Here is a 19,217-nt window from a genome sequence, read left to right as displayed (position 1 = left end):
AGAATCGATATGAGCAGAACATATGAAGGAAATTTAATTGGTACAGAGTTAAAAATTGGGATTGTGGTGGCACGTTTTAATGAATTCATTACGGGCAAGCTGTTAAGCGGAGCAGAAGATGCGTTACGCCGTCATGGAGTAAATGAAGAAGATGTTGAAGTTGCTTGGGTGCCAGGGGCTTTTGAAATTCCGTTAATTGCGAAAAAAATGGCCGATAGCGGTAAATATGATGCGGTTGTGACATTAGGAACGGTCATTCGTGGATCTACCGCTCATTTCGAGTATGTCAGCAATGAAGCAACAAAAGGAGTCGCTCAAGCTGCCATGCAATCCGGTGTACCGGTGATCTTTGGAGTGTTGACAACGGACACAATTGAACAAGCGATTGAACGTGCAGGAACAAAAGCCGGAAACAAAGGTTGGGAAGCAGCAGCTACCGCTATTGAGATGGCGAATCTTGTGAAATCGATCGAAGGGTAAAAAAGGAAAAAATAAAGCAAAAAAGGGCCTCGAAATCATTCGGTCCCCTTTTTTGAATGTTTGTTATTTTAATTTAAAATGACCGACAGATTGGTTTAACTCTTCAGCTAACTCAGCTACTGATTTAGAATGGATGAAAATTTCATCCATAACGCTAGTCGATTGTTGAATGGTGGCTGAAGTTTCTTCAATTCCTGCCGATGACTCTTCGGCTGTTGAAGCTACATGTTCTAGCGCATGATTAATATTCTCACTTTGTTTGGAAATCATGTTTGAGTTATTGGAAATATTCTGTATTTTCGTTTGCATATCCAATACAGCTTGATTAATTTCCTTAAATGTTTCTCCTGTTATTTTAATCTTTCTTGCTCCTTCTGTTACTTGTGCGTGGCTATGTTGCAAAGTGGCTACTGTGTCTTTTGATTCATTCTGCACACCTTCTACAATTTCAATAATATTCCCTATCGAGCCTGATACTTGTTCAGCTAATTTACGAACCTCATCAGCTACAACAGCAAAGCCTTTTCCATGCTCTCCTGCACGAGCGGCTTCGATTGCTGCGTTTAATGCTAATAAATTTGTTTGATCAGAAATGTCTTGAATCACTTGAACTAGCTTAGAGATTTCTTTTGTTTGTAAATCTAACTCTTTTACTTTTTTAATAGATTCCATGACTTCTTGATGAATGGTATCCATTTGTTTTTCTGATTCACTCATTAAAGTGTAGCCGTTGTTTGTGAGCTCCATAACCTTATGGGAACGATGATTCAGTTCCATTCCTTTATCGCTTGCTTCTTGAATTTGATGAGTAAAATGTTTCATGGTTTGAGAAATTTGATTAGCAGAATTGGCTTGATTATCTGCTCCATCGGATAATTCGTTCATCGTGAAGGCAATTTGCTGATTGCCTTCCTTCACTTCATTTGTGCTGTGCAATAGCTGATTCGATGCATTGACTAACTGAATCGAATTATTATTTATGCCTTGAATAATTCTCTTTAATTCATTCATCATTTGCTGAAATGATGTTGTTAAAGTACCTATTTCATCTTTTCGATTTTGTTCAAGCACAATGGATAGATCGCCGTTACCTACTTGTGAAATCTGCTTGGTTAAACTTCTTAAAGGTTTGATCAAGTAGTGAGTAAATAAATATACAATTGTTATACTGATTAATAAAATAACGAGAGAAAGAATAATTGTTTTGTTTTTATATGAATTCATGGAGTTATAAACTGGAGTTGCATCTAGATCTGCCCCTACTATACCAATGACCTCACCGGAATCGGTTTTTAACGGAACAAATGTAGTCACAAGACCTCCGTATTCTTCACTGTCTGACATTTCAATTTGTATATCGCCCGTTTCAAATGCTTTTGCCATTTGAGGGAATTTAGTGACATCTTCTTCAGCACCTAATTGCGATGCGTCCTCGTCATTTAGCGGTTTGCCGTCTACCATATAAAAATAATTGTATCCATCTCCGTCTTTTTCACGAGCTAGTGTATATAAATAAGTCAATCCTGTTTTTTCTCTTATGTCGTTTAATTCCGTCCGCATTTCTCTGTAATATTCCGTTTCCCCAGCTTCCACTGTGATTTCTTGTTTGTATTTATTGACGTCGATTTCTTCGGCTGCCTGTTTTGCGATATTTCCGGCTACAGCGCTTAGCGAATCTTCCATTAAACGAACGGAAGCAGTGTAACCAATATAGGAAATAATGAAGCATGATAGCAACACAATAGAAGAAAATATTAATACCATTTTAAACCGTATACTTTTGCTCACTTTGTCTTCTCCTATACATAAATGTGTCTTAATACCCAAAACAATAATACTACATATAAATTTTAGAATAAAGGTTTATTTTAAGAAAAATCTCAAAAAATAGTTATTTAGAGAAGCTGAGATCTAAAGTAATTAACCGATAAGTTAAGTAAAAAGTTCAGTTATAAACAAGCTTTTATGTGCAAAAGTTCTAACTTCTGCAGTTGGCTTAAGCGATTAGTGACACAGGAAACAAAAAAATCTCACTCACTTATGTTATATAAGTGAGTGAGATTTTTTTACGGACGTAATTGATACGGTGTCATATTTTCATTTAACGCTCGCATCGTGTATCCATTGTCTTGCAAATATTTAAGCAAGTTGGCCAAAGATTGAGCCGTTGTTGGCTTTTCATGCATTAAGATGATTTCACCATCGTTCTGTGCTCTCTCTGGACTTAAATGATTAATGACATGATTGACATAGGATGGGCTACGGAATTTCCAGTCGAGGCTATCGACAGTCCAATCCCACATTTTAAAGCCCGCTTCATTCGTTTTTTGCTTATATTCTGGTTTCATATGTGGAAATGATCCATAAGGTGTACGAATTAAATGCGTTTCATGTCCAGTGATTTCTTTAAGCGCTTGCTGACCTGCTGTCATTTCATCAACAACCGATTGAGCGCTGTGATACACTTGTTTGACATCATGTGTCACGCCATGCATACCGATCGCGTGTCCTCTTTTGACCATTTCTTTCACAGCTTCTGGATGCTTGCGAATGTTTGGTTCTAGCATGAAAAAGGTAGCTTTTGCATTATATTGATCAAGAATGTCTAGTATTTTCGTGGACACCTCAAAAGGTCCGTCATCAAATGTTAAATAAACGGTTTTTTCCTCTGCTGGGATGTCTGGTAAGGGAGCAATTTGTGGAAATTGTTTTCGTTCCTCTTCTTCTTTCTTTTTCTGAGCGGCTGCTGCTTCTTGTTTCGCTTTTTCTTTTGCTGCTTTCTCTTTTTGAATTTGCTCTTGTTTTTCGACTTCTTTCTGTTGGGCTAAAGCAACCGATTGTTTTTTTTGTACTAATTGGTAGGTTACTAAACTAAAAGAAACAAATAACAATAAACTAATGATCGTTAACAGTCGAATGTTGCCGTTCTTTCTTTTTTCTCTCACTCTCAATGAAACTCACTCCACTTTCCGTTTTTGATGCTATGTAATGGTAGAAGCTACCCTATGCACTCCAAATGCCTGAAGCGACGAAGTAATTTATCTTGTATATGTTAACATATTTTCCTTTATGAAAGTAGTAATCTATGGAAGATTACGAAAAAGTTATTTTTCTGATAATTATGGTGTTGAAAAACATTATTGTCCTTCATAAGTGTCTTTGTTAAAATACAGTTTGTGGCTGTTTGCGAAGGCAAATAGCGGGTAGGGAGAGGGCGTTGTACGAGAGGTACATGTAGATGAAGAAGAATGGAGGATTTTTTCAATTAGTTGAGCACGGCACGACGGTTAAAAGAGAGGTGACAGCGGGAACGATTGGTTTTTTCACGATCATTTATATCGTAGCTGTTAATTCCCTCATTTTGTCGGAAGCCGGAATTCCGTTTGAAGGAGCGGTGGTTGCGACCATTTTAAGCGCCTTTTTTGGCTGTATGATGATGGCCTTTTGGGCGAATGCACCGATTTTATTAGTGCCAGGCATGGGGATTAATGCGATGTTCGTGTATACGTTCGTTCAGTCAATGGGGTTGAGCTGGCAGGAAGCACTCGGAGTAGTTGTCATTTCGGGGCTTATTTTTATGCTTGTTTCGTTGACAAAAATGACTGATGGGCTGAATGCCGCTATTCCGACCATATTAAAGGAAGCTATTTCAGTGGGACTTGGCTTATTTTTAATGCTGATCGGTTTAGAAAAAGGCGGCTTGGTCGTTCGTGGCGAAAATACACTCGTTGCGTTAGGTGATTTGAGTGATCCGTCTGTCATCATTACGATGATCACTTTGTTGTTCGCCCTGTTTGTTTTTATTAAAGGGCTACAAGGCGGCTTTTTATGGAGCATTTTGTTCGGTACGTTATTAACGGCGGTATGCGGATTGCTTCCGGAAGTGGGCGATACGTCTATTTCCTTTACTACGTATAAGGATGTATTCGGTGCTTTTTCATTCAGTAGCTGGATGGAAGTCCCGTTTTGGACGGCCGTCTTTTCGTTAACGATGGTGCTTGTGTTTGAAAACATCGGCCTTGTGCATGGACATACTGAGTTTGCCAGTCAGCCTGAAAAATTCAAACGAGGCTTTCAAGCAACGGCAGCATCTGCTTTCACTTCAGGTCTATTTGGAACGAGCCCAACCGTGGCGACGGTGGAGTCATCGGCTGCAATTGCTGCTGGAGGACGAACAGGTATGACTTCTTTAACAACCAGTATTCTATTTCTATTGTCCATCTTTGCCATTCCTTATATGAAGTGGATTCCTGATATGGCGATTGCCCCTGTCCTCATTATTATTGGTGGACTGATGGTGCAAAACATTCGTCATTTGGACTTATCGGAATTAACCGAAGCCTTTCCAGCGATTTTAATCATCGTGATGATTCCATTTACGTATAGCATCGCGGATGGCATGGCAATCGGCTTTATTCTGTATCCGCTATTGAAAGTGGTCACCGGCAAAGGGCGAGAAGTGTCTTGGCTATTGTATGTCATTGCAGCTTTATTCTTTTTAAATTTTGTGCTGCATTATATATAAGAAGAAAGTGGTGGGGATTCCCTCACCACTTTTTATATTTTTTGCAACATTTGATCTCTTCCATAGACCATCGACCCCCACATTTGGTATGCTAGAAAAAAAGTTTTTGTAAACGAAGGGGAGAGTCAAATGGAGATTAAAGTAACGAAATGTCACGGGTCAAGCAATGATTTTTTATTAATTGATGAATGGACGCATGGCTATTCTTTTACGGAAGAAGAGAGAAAAGAGTTGTCGTTGGCTTTATGTGACCGGTCATCTAGTCTTGGGGCAGATGGAATTTTGTTTGTGATGAGCAGTGAGCAGGCGGATGCGAAGATGCGTATTTTTAATTCGGATGGATCGGAAGCGTCGATGTGTGGCAATGGGCTTCGTTGCTTAGGCCGCTACGTATGTGATTTGCTTGGGAAAGATGAGATTGTGGTAGAAACGATGAAAGCGAATTTACAAGTGAATCGCGAAGAAGATCTGTATGAGAACGTTCCGACATACCGGGTCGAAATTTCCCCTGTGTTGTTTGAGCTTGAGCACTTGCCGATGCAGGTAGAAGGCAAGAAAACATTATTAAATGAATATGTGAGCGAATTATCCGATTCGATTCCATTCTCTGCGGCGGCCGTGCCGAATCCGCACTTAATTGCGATGGTGGACCAAGAGGATTTAGCTTCTGATATTCAGAAAACGATTAGTGAAAAGTTGAATGGTCCGAACGATATTTGTCCGGATGGCGTCAACGTCAGTTTTGTTCATTTTATTGAAACAAGCAAAATTTATGTGCGTACGTTTGAACGCGGGGTTGGATTCACGAACGCGTGTGGTACAGCGATGTCGGCTTCTAGCTTAGTGACTTGTTTATTAGGCTTCAATCAATTCGATGAACCGATTGACGTATATAATAATGGTGGAAAAGTTCGCTGTGTCGCTCATCCAAAAGGTGGCGATGAATTTTATATCGATTTAATTGGGAATGCGACGTACTTGTATGATGTCGATGTCACGGTGGATATAAAAAATCCAACAGCCTTCACGATTGGTGAGAAACAGGATCGAAATGAGCAAGCTCAATATGAAAAACTTGGACAGTCGGTGAAGGATTTGTTAATCGAAAAGGGAATTATTTAAGGAAAAGGGGCGAAATAGCCTCTTTTTCATTTTCAAATTAGGAAGGGGGATTATGTTTGAATAAAAGAGAGAAACAACGAACGAAGATGTATTATGCGATACTGATTGCTTTATTATGCTTTTTTACCTGGGGTTTTACAGAGATTGTCGCTGCTCTAAAAGCCAATAAAGTGGAGGCCTTTGATTTAGCGATTATTCATGAAGTGCAGTCGTGGATCAATGAAGGACGGACGAAAAGGATGGTTTTTATCACCAACTTAGGCTCCGTTCGCTGGATGACGATAGGAACGATTTTGGTCGCGGCGATTCTTTTGGTGAAAAAACGATTTAGCTACGCCGTGTTTTTTGTGTTGACTGTGGCACTAGGTGGGGCGTTTAACGGACTTTTAAAAGAGATCTTTAAGCGTCAACGTCCGGAAATTTTACGGTTAATTGAGCAAGGCGGATATAGCTTTCCGAGCGGGCATTCGATGGGTTCTATGATCTTTTACGGGGCGATTGCGTTCTTATTATTTGAACTGTTGCGCCATCGTTGGGCGAAAATCATGGGTACAGTGGCCGCTATTTGTCTCATTTTTCTCATCGGGCTCACACGTATTTACTTAGGTGTGCATTATCCGAGTGATGTTCTTGCTGGCTTTACAGCTGGAGCTGCGTGGCTCATTTTCTCGATTGCCGCTTTTCATTACTATCAAGATCGGATTCAATGGAGAAGCGAATAATCCATTATTCTCGTGTTACACTAACACAAATGGAGGTGTACCGTAACATGGGAGAATTTCTTGAAGTAGCCGGAAAAGCATGCTTAATGCTCTTTGTAGGGATTGTTTTGTTAAGAATTGCTGGTAGAAAATCAGTCACACATATGACGGTCGCTCAAACCGTGATTATGATCTCGATCGGTTCGATTATTATCCAACCATTTATTGAGCATAAGCTTGCAGGCTCGATCATCGCTGCTAGTGTGTTTGTTGCTATTTTGTTAATCATGGAATGGCTACAAATCAAATTTAATTTTATGGAGCGGTTGCTAACTGGAGTGGGGATTCCTGTTATTCAAAATGGCCAGCTTGTTGAAAAAAACTTGCGTAAGCTGCGTTATACAGTGGATCAACTCGAGACGAAATTACGAGAAAAAGGGGTTTCGAGTATCGACTATGTGAAATGGGCGACGGTGGAGCCGAATGGGAAAGTGAGTTATGAACTGAAAGAAGAGCATAAGCCATTAACGAAAAAGGATCTGTATGACATGCTTCCCCACTTAGCTCTCCCTCCAACAGAGAAGCCAGTTGGACCGCTTTTTAAAGAAACGGACCCACAGGCTTCTTCAGCCCCTGTCCCCGATCAATTACAATAAACATGGATCAAAAACATACATAATCGAAGTGAACCTCGATCATTCGAGTGGGCGGCGCTCTCAAGAAATCGCTCTTTCATGCTATGACAAATCCCCATTTCCCTCATATACTATCGTGACAAACTAAATGAGAAGGGAATGGGAATGCGTGCATTACTATTACTACTATGCCGAAGAGAGTCGTCAAAACCAAGCTTTATATCGAGATATTAATCGAGCGGCTAATGACGAGTATCAAGCGATTCAATATTATTCGGCTTTAGCTAATATGGCTCCGAATAATCAAATGAAGCAAACGGTTTTAGGCATTCGTCAAGATGAAATCCGTCATTTAAACGCGTTTAGCCGCAGTTATAATCGATTAACAGGAGGGTATCCGGACTTAACGATCACCGCTCCTCCAAAAAGCTTTCGAGAAGGTGTGAGGGAATCATTGAAAGATGAGGGGAAAACCCCAGCTTTTTACCGAGGTATTGCCGCACGTACAACAGATCAAGTGACGAAACGTCGATTTTTGGAAGCAGCGGAAGATGAAGCGCGTCATGAACAGTTATTTAGACAAATCGCCAACCAGCTTGGCATTCGGGAATAGTGATTAGAGAAACGACGAGATCCTACAAATAGTAGTTTCTCGTCGTTTTCTGTTTGAAAGTAATCCTATAACTCCTTATATCATCAGTGTGACTATTTCATCTAGCCGAAAAAAAGTCTCATCTAGCCGAAAAAATGGATAGAGTAGCCGATTTTTCGGCAAAGTCAAAAAAAAAACTTTATTTTTTGACTATTTTACGAATTTTTTCGTTGGCACGCTGTTTGCATTTATACATTGACTACCATTAAGGAGGAATGAAAAATGAAAGCAGCTGTTGTCAACGAATTTAAACAACAATTAGAGGTAAAAGAGGTACCAAAACCAACATTAAGTGCAGGAGAAATTCTCGTGAAAATAGAGGCATGTGGAGTGTGTCATACGGATCTACATGCGGCTCATGGTGATTGGCCTGTCAAACCGAAGCTTCCATTAATTCCTGGTCATGAGGGTGTTGGGATTGTAGAAGAAGTCGCAGATGATGTTCGTTCCGTTAAAGTAGGCGATCGAGTAGGGGTTCCTTGGTTATATTCTGCTTGTGGTGAATGTGAATTTTGTTTAAGCGGAAGAGAAACGCTTTGCCCTGACCAACAAAACGGTGGTTATTCTGTCGATGGCGGGTATGCGGAATATTGTAAAGCACCCGCTGCTTATGTAGCTAAAATTCCAGATGGATTAGATCCAGTTGAAGTCGCACCGATTCTTTGTGCTGGAGTGACGACATATAAAGCGTTAAAAGTATCAGACGCAAAGCCAGGAGATTGGGTAGCGATTTATGGGATTGGTGGCCTTGGCCATATTGCCCTTCAATATGCAAAAGCAATGGGCTTCAATGTCGTAGCGGTCGATATTCAACAAGAAAAATTAGAGTTAGCGAAGCAATTAGGAGCGGATTACACGGTGAACGGCATGGAAACAGACCCCGCAAAAGAGATTCAGCAGGAGGTTGGCGGTGTACAAGCAGCGATCAGCGTAGCCGTTACAAGAAAAGCGTTTGAACAAGCTTATCAATCTGTAAAACGCGGCGGTAGTCTAGTAATTGTTGGATTGCCAAATGATGAGCTTCCGCTTCCTATTTTTGATACGGTGTTAAATGGTGTATCGGTAAAAGGATCAATTGTCGGTACGAGAAAAGATATGCAAGAAGCACTTGATTTTGCGGCTCGCGGAAAAGTTCGTGCGATTATTGAGTCCGCCCCATTAGATGCCATCAATGATGTCTTTGACAAAATGGAAAAAGGCAAAATCAATGGTCGAATTGTGTTAACGATGTAGTCATTTACAAAGGAGTAGGTAAGCGTTTCATGCAATGATCACAACAAAGGGGGAAATCAGATGATCTATGCTCAACCAGGACAAGCCGATGCAAAAATAAACTTTAAAAAAAGGTATGACAACTGGATTAATGGCGAGTGGACGCCGCCGGTCAATGGAGAATATTTCTCCAATGTCACGCCAGTCACAGGCGAAGCGTTCTGTGAAATTGCTCGTTCTCAAGAAGAAGATGTTGAAAAAGCATTAGATGCGGCCCATGCGGTGAAAGAAGCTTGGGGAAAAACCTCTCCAGCGGAGCGGGCGATTATCTTAAATAAAATTGCTGATCGCATGGAAGAAAATCTAGAAATGCTCGCCGTCGCTGAAACGTGGGATAATGGAAAAGCCATTCGTGAAACATTGAATGCCGATTTACCGTTAGCGATTGATCATTTCCGTTACTTTGCCGGAGCGATTCGCGCACAAGAAGGTTCACTAAGCCAAATTGATGAGCAAACAGTCGCCTATCATTTCCAAGAGCCGCTTGGAGTGGTTGGGCAAATCATCCCTTGGAATTTCCCTCTCTTGATGGCGGTTTGGAAACTGGCTCCCGCGTTAGCTGCCGGAAACTGTGTTGTTCTGAAACCAGCAGAACAAACGCCTGTCTCCATTTTAGTACTTATTGAGCTGATTGGCGACTTATTGCCTCCAGGTGTCGTCAATATTGTCAATGGCTTTGGCTTAGAATGTGGAAAGCCGCTCGCAACCAGCCCCCGCATTGCGAAAGTGGCTTTTACCGGTGAGACAACAACAGGTCGCTTAATTATGCAATACGCATCACAAAACATTATTCCTGTTACCCTTGAGCTTGGTGGAAAATCACCGAATATCTTCTTTGAAGATGTCATGGCTCAAGATGATGCTTACTTAAATAAAGCGATTGAAGGATTTGTGCTATTTGCCTTAAACCAAGGAGAAGTGTGTACATGTCCATCGCGAGCGCTGATCCAAGAATCCATTTATGATCAGTTTATGGAAAAAGCGTTAGAGCGTGTGAAGCAAATTAAAACGGGTAATCCATTAGATACGGAAACGATGATGGGGGCTCAAGCTTCCAATGAACAAATGGAAAAAATTCTTTCCTATATTGATATCGGTAAACAAGAAGGAGCGACTTGCTTAACAGGTGGTGAGCGAAATCAATTCGCTGGCTTTGAAAACGGGTACTATATGAAGCCAACCGTCTTTAAAGGAAATAATAAGATGCGTATTTTCCAAGAAGAAATCTTTGGCCCTGTCGTCTCTGTTACTACGTTTAAAGATGAAAAAGAAGCCTTACAAATTGCCAATGATACATTGTATGGACTCGGTGCGGGTGTTTGGTCGAGAAATATGAATCTCGCTTATCAAATGGGTCGCGGCATTCAAGCAGGCCGTGTTTGGACGAACTGTTATCATGCTTACCCAGCTCATGCCGCATTTGGCGGTTACAAAATGTCAGGAATCGGTCGTGAAAATCACTTAATGATGCTTTCTCACTACCAACAAACGAAAAACCTTCTCGTCAGCTATAGCCCGGATGCTCTTGGATTCTTCTAATAGAAGGAGGCGTTTGCAATCATTGAACGCGTAACCGCAACAGAAGAAGCCTTACAATTAATCGAAACATTGAAGGAAAGACATGGTCCTTTGATGTTTCATCAGTCCGGTGGTTGCTGTGATGGCAGCTCGCCGATGTGCTATCCAGAAGGAGAATTTTTAACTGGACGAAGTGACGTTTTACTAGGAGAAATTGGCGGCTGTCCTTTTTATATGAATGCTGCTCAGTTTGACTATTGGAAGCATACGCAACTGATCATCGATGTCGTGGATGGTCAAGGAGGGATGTTTTCATTAGAAGGCAGAGAAGGGAAGCGATTTCTCACCAGATCTCGCATGTTTACCGAAGAAGAACGAGCGGAACTGAATCGATAATATCACCCCTGCAGAGAACCTTCTCTGCAGGGGTGATTCGCTTAAAAGAAAGGATTGCGGCGCCTATCATTTCACATTACTATGAGAGTGATAACTTGTTAGAAGAAGGAGGGTTTTATCCATGAAAGGGAAATGGTTGATCGCAAGTATTCTCTTATTTCTTTTTACTGTGAACACAGCCTATGCAAGCAGCACACCTAATATATTAAAAGCGAGCGGAGAATATACAGTCACCACCGATCAATTAAATGTTCGCTCCGGACCTAGTACACAGCATAAAATGATTGGCAGTTTGCGAAAAGGAAGCACCATTCAAGTGACGGGCAAAACGGCGAATAACTGGTATCGTTTTACCTATAATAAACAAGAGGCGTATGTAAGTGGCGCCTATTTAAAAAGAAAGACAAACGACCAAATTTCTCCCGCTATGATCGCCAAAACAAAGATAGCCAAAAAACCGATCAAATTGTGACGGTCGTTGGCAGCGGCAGTAAAGCTTATGTGGAGTATTGGGAGAAAAATAAACTGGGGCAGTGGACTAGCGTGTTTAAAACGACAGGACACGTCGGCAGTAAGGGAGTGGGACAAGCTAGGGAAGGGTCGAAACGCACACCAAAAGGCGCCTATAAACTCGGGTTTGCCTTTGGACATTCCAATCATGGAACCAAAATGCCTTTTAAACCAATCACGAAAAACTCCTATTGGATCTCCAATCCGAAAGATCCTCAATACAACACATGGCAAGAGAGAACGAAACCAAGCAAATTAGACGAACGATTAATCAATTATCGCGTGCAATACAAGTATGCCATCGTCATCAATTACAATACATATAAGCCAGTCAAAGGAGCAGGCAGTGCCTTCTTCTTACATGTTGATAACGCTGGACCAACAGCGGGATGCGTATCCGTTTCCGAATCTCACATGCGTCAGTTGATGAAACAGCTTCATAACAATGCTCATATTATTATTGTGAATGATCAAAGTGAGATTGCGAAGCAGTACCACCATTTGTGAAATGGGTGGATTTATATAACATAGATTTTGAACATGGATTTTAAACTATTGACACTTCTGGCTAGATTCAGAAGTGTCTTTTCTTGAAAACTATAAGAAGCATTATATACCGATTAGTGGAAAACAAGGGGGATGAACGAGTTGGGAGGGAATTAGATGAGTAATTTACCTAAGAAATTAGAACAAATTTCTGAAATAGTTGAAGGTGTTAAACCAAATGGTAGATTGAATTGCCCAATTAAAAATGGAGAGGATATTGATTAGTTGGAGGTTAATATGGCTAATACAAACTTTGATTGTTTCACAGACGACGGCAAAGTGATATTTTTTCTTGGCCTTTCAGAAAAAGTTCTATCAGTATTTTCTCGAAAGGAAGACCAAAAAGTTGCTCTGGATGTTATTGGTGAATGTTGGGCGTGGTTAAGGGATAAAGATAATATAGGGGATATTCTTTATGATTTATTGGATAATGAGGAAAATGGTATAACGATCATTCAAGAGATGTCAGACAATGAAGTAGATAAAATAGCATGGGACTGTATTATTGATGCAGTTGCCTATACAAGTAGAAAAGCATTTGAAAGAGAAGGTGTAAAGTATTATCCAGAACCCATTGCATTAGTAGATGACACATTAGTAGATCATTTTATTGATTGTTTTAAAAAATGTGTAGAGGGTTCAGGTAGCCATATTCTGCGAATAAACTTTTTATTGACTGAGTACAAGGTTGAGGATATTAAGAGTAAAGACTGAAATTTTGAGGGATTTACCAATGTAAAAATAAGCAGGGAGTAATATTTATGATGAATTTCATAGAAAATCTAAATGACGAAGCTAAAGTTGCAATAGGTTTAATAATAGCGGAAAGAATGTTTCAATTGATAGATATAAGTGAAGATGGCTATAAAACTGGTAGGGAGGCATTAGATAGCTGTTGGAAGTGGCTTGAAGGCGAAGGTATAGAAGCTGATGATTTATATGATCACATTGATAGCAAAGATTATATAGATGTGGCTGAATTTGCTCATTTTGAGGAAGATGATAAAAAACAATATGCTTGGTATGCTGTTTTAGATGCTGTTTCATATACTATTTGGCAAGCTTATAAAAAAGAAAATAGCAAATTTGTTCCTCAAGCAATAGAAGTAATTAATGATGAAACATTGATAATATTAGGTGAAAATGCTGTTGAATCTGAATTTTTTAAATTGGAAAGTATCGATAAAGTAAAAAAATACTTATTCGAAAAATATCCTGTTGATAGTGATTTGAAAAATAAGACAATTATTAAAAAAGATATGATGAAAATGGTAGATAATAATGGTAATAGCTCTTTATCTACAACTAACGAACCTCAAGAAAAATAATTAATCAAACGATTGATTAAAGAATGAAAATATTGGTTTGAAAGGGTAAGGCTAGAGGAATTATTTTTTTACTTGTTATAATATGTTTTATATGAAAAATCATTTTGTAGACAAAAGGGATTCGGAATGAGACTGCTCCAAATCCCTTTTTACATTAGATATACAATGTATGTATTAAAAGCTTCTTGTTTAACTATTACTTAACAAGATACTAAAATCCGTCTGGTTGTTTGATTAGTTTATAATCCTCATCATCATTTGCGTCTTCTTCGCTTATGTGTAATTTCCAGTTTTCATCCTTTTTAACAAGGTGCATAGGTACTTGTTCAATAATGCCATCATCAAACTCTAATTTCGTAACAACGGTTGCGTTATCTTCTGTAACATCTTTTACTTCTTTAATTTCATAATCTTCTACTGACGGAACATCTTTCCAATATATAGATATTTAGTATAATTATATTAAACACTATTAAATCAATTTCGGCAATGGCTTTACCAAAAAGTATAAAATAGGGGATTTTTTAATGAAGGGCCAATCTCTCTAAATACTAGTGATAATAGAGAGTGTGAGAAAAGTGGATTGAATCTTAATATGACTATGTTTACGTTTCTTTTTAGGCTTATCTTCTAATCTAAATCATCAAGCCAATGAAGATCGCTATAGTTTTCTTTTTGACCAATATCTTGTTGCTAATTATCACTATAGTTGATAGATTGATAGTTATTTTTCCTTAATTTATGAAAATAGGGATATAAATGAAAAGGAACTTTGGATTTTTGTTATCATTAGTAAAGGTGCTACCGTAAATATATTACAAAAAGAGGCATAGAAGTATTCCAAAGTAAAACTTAATATATAGAAGAAAGAGGTTTTAAAATGACAATCAATGATGAAGTTTTTGGTGAACTTGAATATGAATATATATGGTTTAGATACACGACTATTGAGTTTTTTGGACAAGAAGCTGAGATTGCATTAATGGTAGATGGTGAAGAAGATGGTAAATTTGATAAAGAACAATATGAATCATATACTTCATTAATGCAAAATTGGGATCACCTTCAACAAAGTTTATTGCCACCAATTTTAGATTATTACAAACAAAAGCGACATGAACTCGGTTATGATATTGAATTTAACAAAGATTACCCTTTAATTGAAACAACTGATCAACTGCTTAAGAGGATAAGTTTAGTTGGAATTTCTATTCCGTATGCAGGGATTTTTGAAGGTCGAGCAATCGGATTAACCTTCGACTGTACATGGGACATGGAAAATGGATTAGGTCTTCGTCTTGTAAATGAAAAAGTAACCGAAATCGGCTATCAGGATATTACGTGTTGAATATCGGCATTTGTTAATAGGGTTTGACAGAGAAAAATTATGAACACTGGCGAGCAATAATGGAATTGGTGGTTAAACAATTGCCTTGTTATGTGGTTTGAGCGTTTAAAAGGCAATACATTGAAATTTATCATAGAAGTAGGTCAGCTGGAATCTTATACAATAATTTATACGAGTAATATCGGTGATTGGTCGAATACAACGGAAGTATTAAATAGTATGAATGCGCTGTTTAGTAAGGAAGAGTGTCGAGAGGCGATACCAGAATTAAAATAAGAGGTGATTGCGTTTTATGGGGGTAGCATGTACTTTATCTTGCGGTCATTGCTCATACACTCAAAATGTTTTTTTAGGAATTGGGTTCAGATATATGGATCTAAGTTCAATTTTGGAATGGTATAAGGAGGAAGAAGGGCGACAACAAATCAAAAGGTTTATGAATGAGCGGGAAACAACATTTAAATGTTATCATGGTCTGTATGTTTGTACGAAGTGTCATTATTTATTAAATAATGCTTACTTATATATGAAATCAGAAACCAGAACTTTCACAAATAGCTATGATTGTCTACGCTGCAACAGTAGAATGCCTACAAAACCTTTGCTTGATGATGTTAAGAGCGGAGTGTTAGATTGTCCAGATTGCAAGCAAGAAAAGCTAGCAGTGACCTTTTATATGGATTGGGATTAAAAATGTGTAAAACCTGTTATAAATTTGTTGTTTGTCTTTGCCCCTATGACTACGAAATAGCCTCAACCTGTTCGTAATTTGTTAATCCTACTATAGCATAACTAGAGGTAAGAAGAGACTGTCCTAAAAGTCAGTGGAAAATAACTTTTAGGACAGTCTCTACAATAAAAAACGATTTAAACCAAATTAATTAAAATGATAAATCTTAACAAGTATTGCAAATTAACTCGTCTACAAATAATAAGTGAGTAACCGTTTTCTACCATTCACGTCACACATTCATCCAGCAATCTCAGCAGAAGTGAGACCCTCATGAATATTTCCGCTTACAATGATAGAGTGTCCCCAAAATATATCTCCATCCAAAAAGAATATTTCAAAATCACCTTTTGGATAAACAATGATGCTGTTTAATGTGATCAAATCCATGAACATTTCTTTTGTAATCTCATCTATTTCTGCCTCATCATCATCTTGTAGCCATTCATTTGCTAACTCTACTAGTTCTGCTGAAGCGTACATTTTCATTTTCATGTTCCATTCATCTTGTTTCTTGAAAAGTGCATATGCTGTTTCCAATGCAGACTTCATAACGTGCTTATCTTTATTCCAATCAAAATCTAAATGACATTCTTCTCCAGCCCAAGAAATTCTCTTTTCAAAAGTTTTCACTCTTTTATCAAGTTCAAACTCGCCCAACATTTCGTCATGATAATAAACCGGTTTCATTGCCTCTTGTAAGATGATTTCCAACTCGTCATCTTTATATGGTGTTTCCAGAACCTTAACAAGCATCATTGAATTTTCTGACTTGCGCACTTGTAATTTTACGATTGTATTTGCTTTCAAAATGTCCTTTGATTTTCTCCATTCTGCATCATCAACCAACCATGCGAGTCGTATTTCTTCTTTTGTAATCGTTTCATTGTTATGTAAATCTTTCCACGCAATCAAATCAATTGACGCCGTCCACAGAATGTTGTCACCGCCTCTTGATGCACCAATTCCTAATGCCCCTGTGACAGCTACTATTTCAATCACATTTTCTGTGAATCTGCTTTCAAATCTACTTTGTTCACTTGATTGACTCAATTTAACATCCATTCCTTTCATCACGTTTAAACACAAATCTTATCCCGCATTAACGGGGCTGTAAGACTCCCACCTCAACATGGCAGAAGGAGCGCAGTCGTGTAGGTGGGGGATCAACAGCCCGTAAACGCCCGATCCGTTCAACTAACAATCAGTGAGGGATGAAGAAAACCCCCACTGATTGAAGTTTCACTTTATTGAAAGTATTTTTTTACTCTATCGCGTCGTCTATTGTCCCAACAGCTGCCACTTGTTCATTCTTTAATAGAACTCCTAATCCATGATTCGGATCCCAAGTACATTCAAATGTAATGCCTATTTTTCTTAAGCCTGCAGCGTCTCTTTCAGCAATGAACAAGCCCATGTCTTGTAACAGGGGACTTAAGTCTTCTTTTTTACTGATTATGGGTGCTACTTGATCTTTGTTGCTTTCGGTATTTTCATAGCTTCTATAAACTTTGTAATTCTCTTGATAATAGGTAAAGATCGCATTCTCCACTTCTTTTAAAATATTATCTTTATGATCATAAAATGTAGTTAAAGCATCGATCTGCTCATCTTGAAAGTGTCCGGATGCATCTTCTTCAAATTCGACACCTTGTTCGTATTCTTCATCATACTCTACGATATCGATATTCACATCAAACTCTTGATTAAAGATGACAAGTTTGTTTTTCTTTCTCCAAACACATTGATCTTCCTCGAATGTAAAATAGCCCAGTAATTCATGGGTGATTTCTTTCATCAATAATCTCCTCTTTACTTCAGAAATTTTCGGTTTATCCCGCATCAACGGGCTGTAAGACCCCCATCTCAACGTGGCAGAAGGAGCGCAGGCATGTAGGTGGGGGGATCAAACAGCCCGTAAACGCCCGATCCGTTCAACTAACAATCAGTGGGGGATGAAGAAAACCCTCACTGATTGAAGTTTCACTTTATATGTTAGCAAATAAGTCCAATTTTTATAAAAAATGATAAAATTATTATAGCAAAAGGAAGGAGACTGTTAAAGTGTCTCGTTTATAAATCTATGATCAAAAGATTTAATTTTAGTTCAGAGGTGAAACAATTGGAAAGTAAACCATATGTATTAGAACATGGAACAGAGTTTGATAAAGAAACATTAATACAAGAGTTTTCGAACATTCAAAGTGAATTATTACCCAAGGTGAAACTAGAAAATCATTTTCAAAAAGATGAGCTACAATTGATTGCCGGGGTAGATTTAGCTTACTGGGATGTAAACGACACAATGTATGGGACATGCTGCATTGTTGTGATCGATTATCATACAAAGGAAGTGGTTGAAAAAGTATATAGTTACGGAGTCATCACGATTCCTTATATTCCTGGCTTTTTAGCTTTCCGAGAGCTGCCTTTAATATTAGAAGCGGTGGAAAAGTTAACGAAACTACCAGATTTATATATGTTTGACGGAAATGGATACTTGCATTATCGTCACATGGGGATTGCCACACACGCCTCTTTTTTCTTAAATAAACCGACGATTGGTGTAGCCAAAAGTTATCTTAAAATTCAAGGGATAGATTTCATTATGCCAGAAAACCGAATGGGTGCTTACACCGATATCGTCATAAACAATGAAGTCTATGGCCGAACTTTGAGAACGACAAAAAATGTGAAACCTATTTTTGTTTCTTGTGGAAACTGGATTGATTTAGATACCAGTACGGAAATCGTCATGAACTGCATCAATAAGGAAAGTCGCTTACCGATTCCGGTGAGGTTAGCAGACTTAGAAACACATAAAATGAGAAAACAGTTGTCGCGATGATTTTTTCTAGAATAAATGATGAGGAAGAAGATAAGTTGGTTTTTTATGAAGTACTCATTTGAAAAGGGGGATAACATGATTGATCTATCCAAGATTCCAGACTTGATAAAAAACACCGCAGCAAGCGATATTGAAATCCAAGAAATAGAAGACCTTATGAAAATTAAATTACCTCATGTATATAAGAATTTATTGAGATATACAAATGGTTTTTCAATTGGTGGTGGGGTGTTGATTTATGGTACGGAGGATATTGTGGAACGAAACGAGACTTGGGAAGTAAATGAGTATGCCAGTGGGTATATTGCGATTGGTGATGATGGCGGAGGGAATGTATTCTTAATGCTTCAAGGGGTAGAAGAAAAAGAAGTATTAATGATTGGTTCAGGGGATATGAACCCTGATCGAGCTGCTGTAGTTACCTCAGATTTTAGCAAATGGATAAATAATGGCTGTTTAGGTGAAACAGAATAGAGAACAATAATTGAGCCACTTGATGCTTGGAATATAATGTTAGCAAAAACCCCTAATGGAGGATTGGATGAAAGCCGTAAGTCGTTTGAAGAAATCGGGATAGATTGGGAGAATTTTTAAATAGGTAGGAGG

At 38.6% G+C, this 19,217-nt stretch carries 22 protein-coding genes and 2 pseudogenes; 18 read left to right on the top strand and 6 right to left on the bottom strand.

Annotation, left to right across the window (positions count from 1 at the left end):
* Window positions 1–9: 9 nt before the first annotated feature.
* Entirely contained in the window at window positions 10–480 is a 471-nt protein-coding gene (gene ribE / locus WDJ61_RS09555) for a 6,7-dimethyl-8-ribityllumazine synthase (protein WP_338749102.1), read from the top strand.
* Between the two features lie 63 nt (window positions 481–543).
* On the opposite strand, the gene WDJ61_RS19050 is transcribed toward ribE, so the two are convergent.
* The 3 genes and pseudogenes from WDJ61_RS19050 to WDJ61_RS09545 form a co-directional block, all read right to left on the bottom strand.
* Window positions 544–1,365, bottom strand: a complete 822-nt coding sequence (locus WDJ61_RS19050) for a methyl-accepting chemotaxis protein (RefSeq protein WP_413789093.1) — start codon at window positions 1,363–1,365, stop codon at window positions 544–546.
* A gap of 123 nt (window positions 1,366–1,488) precedes the next feature.
* Window positions 1,489–1,704: pseudogene (locus WDJ61_RS19045) on the bottom strand (HAMP domain-containing protein); the annotation flags it as partial.
* Window positions 1,705–2,546: 842 nt separating this feature from the next.
* Window positions 2,547–3,425 carry a polysaccharide deacetylase family protein gene (locus tag WDJ61_RS09545; RefSeq protein WP_338754757.1) on the bottom strand — a complete coding sequence of 293 codons (879 nt, stop codon included), beginning with the start codon at window positions 3,423–3,425 and terminating at the stop codon, window positions 2,547–2,549.
* A gap of 293 nt (window positions 3,426–3,718) precedes the next feature.
* Between WDJ61_RS09545 and WDJ61_RS09540 the strand changes: the two genes are divergently transcribed.
* From WDJ61_RS09540 to WDJ61_RS09485, 12 genes are all read left to right on the top strand, one after another.
* A complete protein-coding gene (locus WDJ61_RS09540; protein WP_338749098.1) occupies window positions 3,719–5,005 on the top strand; it encodes an NCS2 family permease in 1,287 nt (428 codons plus the stop codon).
* A 129-nt stretch (window positions 5,006–5,134) separates the two neighbouring features.
* Window positions 5,135–6,127 (top strand): diaminopimelate epimerase, encoded by a 993-nt coding sequence (gene dapF, locus WDJ61_RS09535; protein WP_338749096.1) that lies wholly within the window; start codon window positions 5,135–5,137, stop codon window positions 6,125–6,127.
* 56 nt (window positions 6,128–6,183) lie between these two features.
* Entirely contained in the window at window positions 6,184–6,849 is a 666-nt protein-coding gene (locus WDJ61_RS09530) for a phosphatase PAP2 family protein (protein ID WP_338749094.1), read from the top strand.
* 47 nt (window positions 6,850–6,896) lie between these two features.
* Window positions 6,897–7,484 (top strand): DUF421 domain-containing protein, encoded by a 588-nt coding sequence (locus WDJ61_RS09525; RefSeq protein WP_338749092.1) that lies wholly within the window; start codon window positions 6,897–6,899, stop codon window positions 7,482–7,484.
* A 127-nt stretch (window positions 7,485–7,611) separates the two neighbouring features.
* Entirely contained in the window at window positions 7,612–8,076 is a 465-nt protein-coding gene (locus WDJ61_RS09520) for a ferritin-like domain-containing protein (protein ID WP_338749090.1), read from the top strand.
* Between the two features lie 261 nt (window positions 8,077–8,337).
* Window positions 8,338–9,348 carry an alcohol dehydrogenase AdhP gene (gene adhP / locus WDJ61_RS09515; RefSeq protein WP_338749088.1) on the top strand — a complete coding sequence of 337 codons (1,011 nt, stop codon included), beginning with the start codon at window positions 8,338–8,340 and terminating at the stop codon, window positions 9,346–9,348.
* A 60-nt stretch (window positions 9,349–9,408) separates the two neighbouring features.
* Window positions 9,409–10,926, top strand: a complete 1,518-nt coding sequence (gene adh, locus WDJ61_RS09510) for an aldehyde dehydrogenase (protein WP_338749085.1) — start codon at window positions 9,409–9,411, stop codon at window positions 10,924–10,926.
* A gap of 18 nt (window positions 10,927–10,944) precedes the next feature.
* Window positions 10,945–11,301 (top strand): DUF779 domain-containing protein, encoded by a 357-nt coding sequence (locus tag WDJ61_RS09505; protein ID WP_338754756.1) that lies wholly within the window; start codon window positions 10,945–10,947, stop codon window positions 11,299–11,301.
* 121 nt (window positions 11,302–11,422) lie between these two features.
* Complete coding sequence (locus WDJ61_RS09500) at window positions 11,423–11,773, top strand: SH3 domain-containing protein (protein ID WP_338749083.1); 351 nt, start codon at window positions 11,423–11,425, stop codon at window positions 11,771–11,773.
* Window positions 11,770–12,318, top strand: a complete 549-nt coding sequence (locus WDJ61_RS09495; protein WP_338749081.1) for a L,D-transpeptidase family protein — start codon at window positions 11,770–11,772, stop codon at window positions 12,316–12,318. Before WDJ61_RS09500 ends, WDJ61_RS09495 begins: the two co-directional genes overlap by 4 nt.
* A gap of 276 nt (window positions 12,319–12,594) precedes the next feature.
* Window positions 12,595–13,071, top strand: a complete 477-nt coding sequence (locus tag WDJ61_RS09490) for an Imm6 family immunity protein (RefSeq protein WP_338749079.1) — start codon at window positions 12,595–12,597, stop codon at window positions 13,069–13,071.
* A 47-nt stretch (window positions 13,072–13,118) separates the two neighbouring features.
* On the top strand, window positions 13,119–13,685 hold the full coding sequence (locus WDJ61_RS09485; protein WP_338749077.1) for an Imm6 family immunity protein: 567 nt from the start codon (window positions 13,119–13,121) through the stop codon (window positions 13,683–13,685).
* A 211-nt stretch (window positions 13,686–13,896) separates the two neighbouring features.
* On the opposite strand, the gene WDJ61_RS19040 is transcribed toward WDJ61_RS09485, so the two are convergent.
* On the bottom strand, window positions 13,897–14,127 hold the full coding sequence (locus tag WDJ61_RS19040) for a DUF4878 domain-containing protein (RefSeq protein ID WP_413789092.1): 231 nt from the start codon (window positions 14,125–14,127) through the stop codon (window positions 13,897–13,899).
* Between the two features lie 438 nt (window positions 14,128–14,565).
* On the opposite strand from WDJ61_RS19040, the gene WDJ61_RS09480 reads away from it, so the two are divergent.
* The 3 genes from WDJ61_RS09480 to WDJ61_RS09470 all read left to right on the top strand — a co-directional run bounded on the left by WDJ61_RS09480 (window position 14,566) and on the right by WDJ61_RS09470 (window position 15,724).
* On the top strand, window positions 14,566–15,033 hold the full coding sequence (locus tag WDJ61_RS09480; RefSeq protein WP_338749075.1) for a DUF2004 domain-containing protein: 468 nt from the start codon (window positions 14,566–14,568) through the stop codon (window positions 15,031–15,033).
* Window positions 15,034–15,153: 120 nt separating this feature from the next.
* Window positions 15,154–15,309, top strand: coding sequence for a hypothetical protein (locus tag WDJ61_RS09475; RefSeq protein WP_338749073.1), 156 nt, complete (start codon window positions 15,154–15,156; stop codon window positions 15,307–15,309).
* A 94-nt stretch (window positions 15,310–15,403) separates the two neighbouring features.
* Window positions 15,404–15,724, top strand: a complete 321-nt coding sequence (locus tag WDJ61_RS09470; protein WP_338749071.1) for a hypothetical protein — start codon at window positions 15,404–15,406, stop codon at window positions 15,722–15,724.
* Between the two features lie 279 nt (window positions 15,725–16,003).
* On the opposite strand, the gene WDJ61_RS09465 is transcribed toward WDJ61_RS09470, so the two are convergent.
* A complete protein-coding gene (locus tag WDJ61_RS09465; protein ID WP_338754755.1) occupies window positions 16,004–16,837 on the bottom strand; it encodes a DUF2262 domain-containing protein in 834 nt (277 codons plus the stop codon).
* 190 nt (window positions 16,838–17,027) lie between these two features.
* Window positions 17,028–17,561 carry a DUF6985 domain-containing protein gene (locus WDJ61_RS09460; protein ID WP_338749069.1) on the bottom strand — a complete coding sequence of 178 codons (534 nt, stop codon included), beginning with the start codon at window positions 17,559–17,561 and terminating at the stop codon, window positions 17,028–17,030.
* Between the two features lie 324 nt (window positions 17,562–17,885).
* Here WDJ61_RS09460 and WDJ61_RS09455 point away from each other — a divergent pair, with 324 nt between their 5' ends.
* Window positions 17,886–18,611: an endonuclease V gene (locus WDJ61_RS09455; protein WP_338749067.1), complete on the top strand. Its 726-nt coding sequence runs from the start codon at window positions 17,886–17,888 to the stop codon at window positions 18,609–18,611.
* Window positions 18,612–18,686: 75 nt separating this feature from the next.
* Window positions 18,687–19,190: pseudogene (locus tag WDJ61_RS09450) on the top strand (SMI1/KNR4 family protein); the annotation flags it as partial.
* Between the last annotated feature and the right edge of the window lie 27 nt (window positions 19,191–19,217).

This window comes from Bacillus sp. FJAT-52991 (genome assembly GCF_037201805.1).
Classification (GTDB): Bacteria; Bacillota; Bacilli; order Bacillales; family Domibacillaceae; genus Bacillus_CE; species Bacillus_CE kandeliae.
The sequence above is the reverse complement of the archived record's forward strand: the minus strand, read 5'-3'. Positions and strand labels throughout refer to the sequence as shown.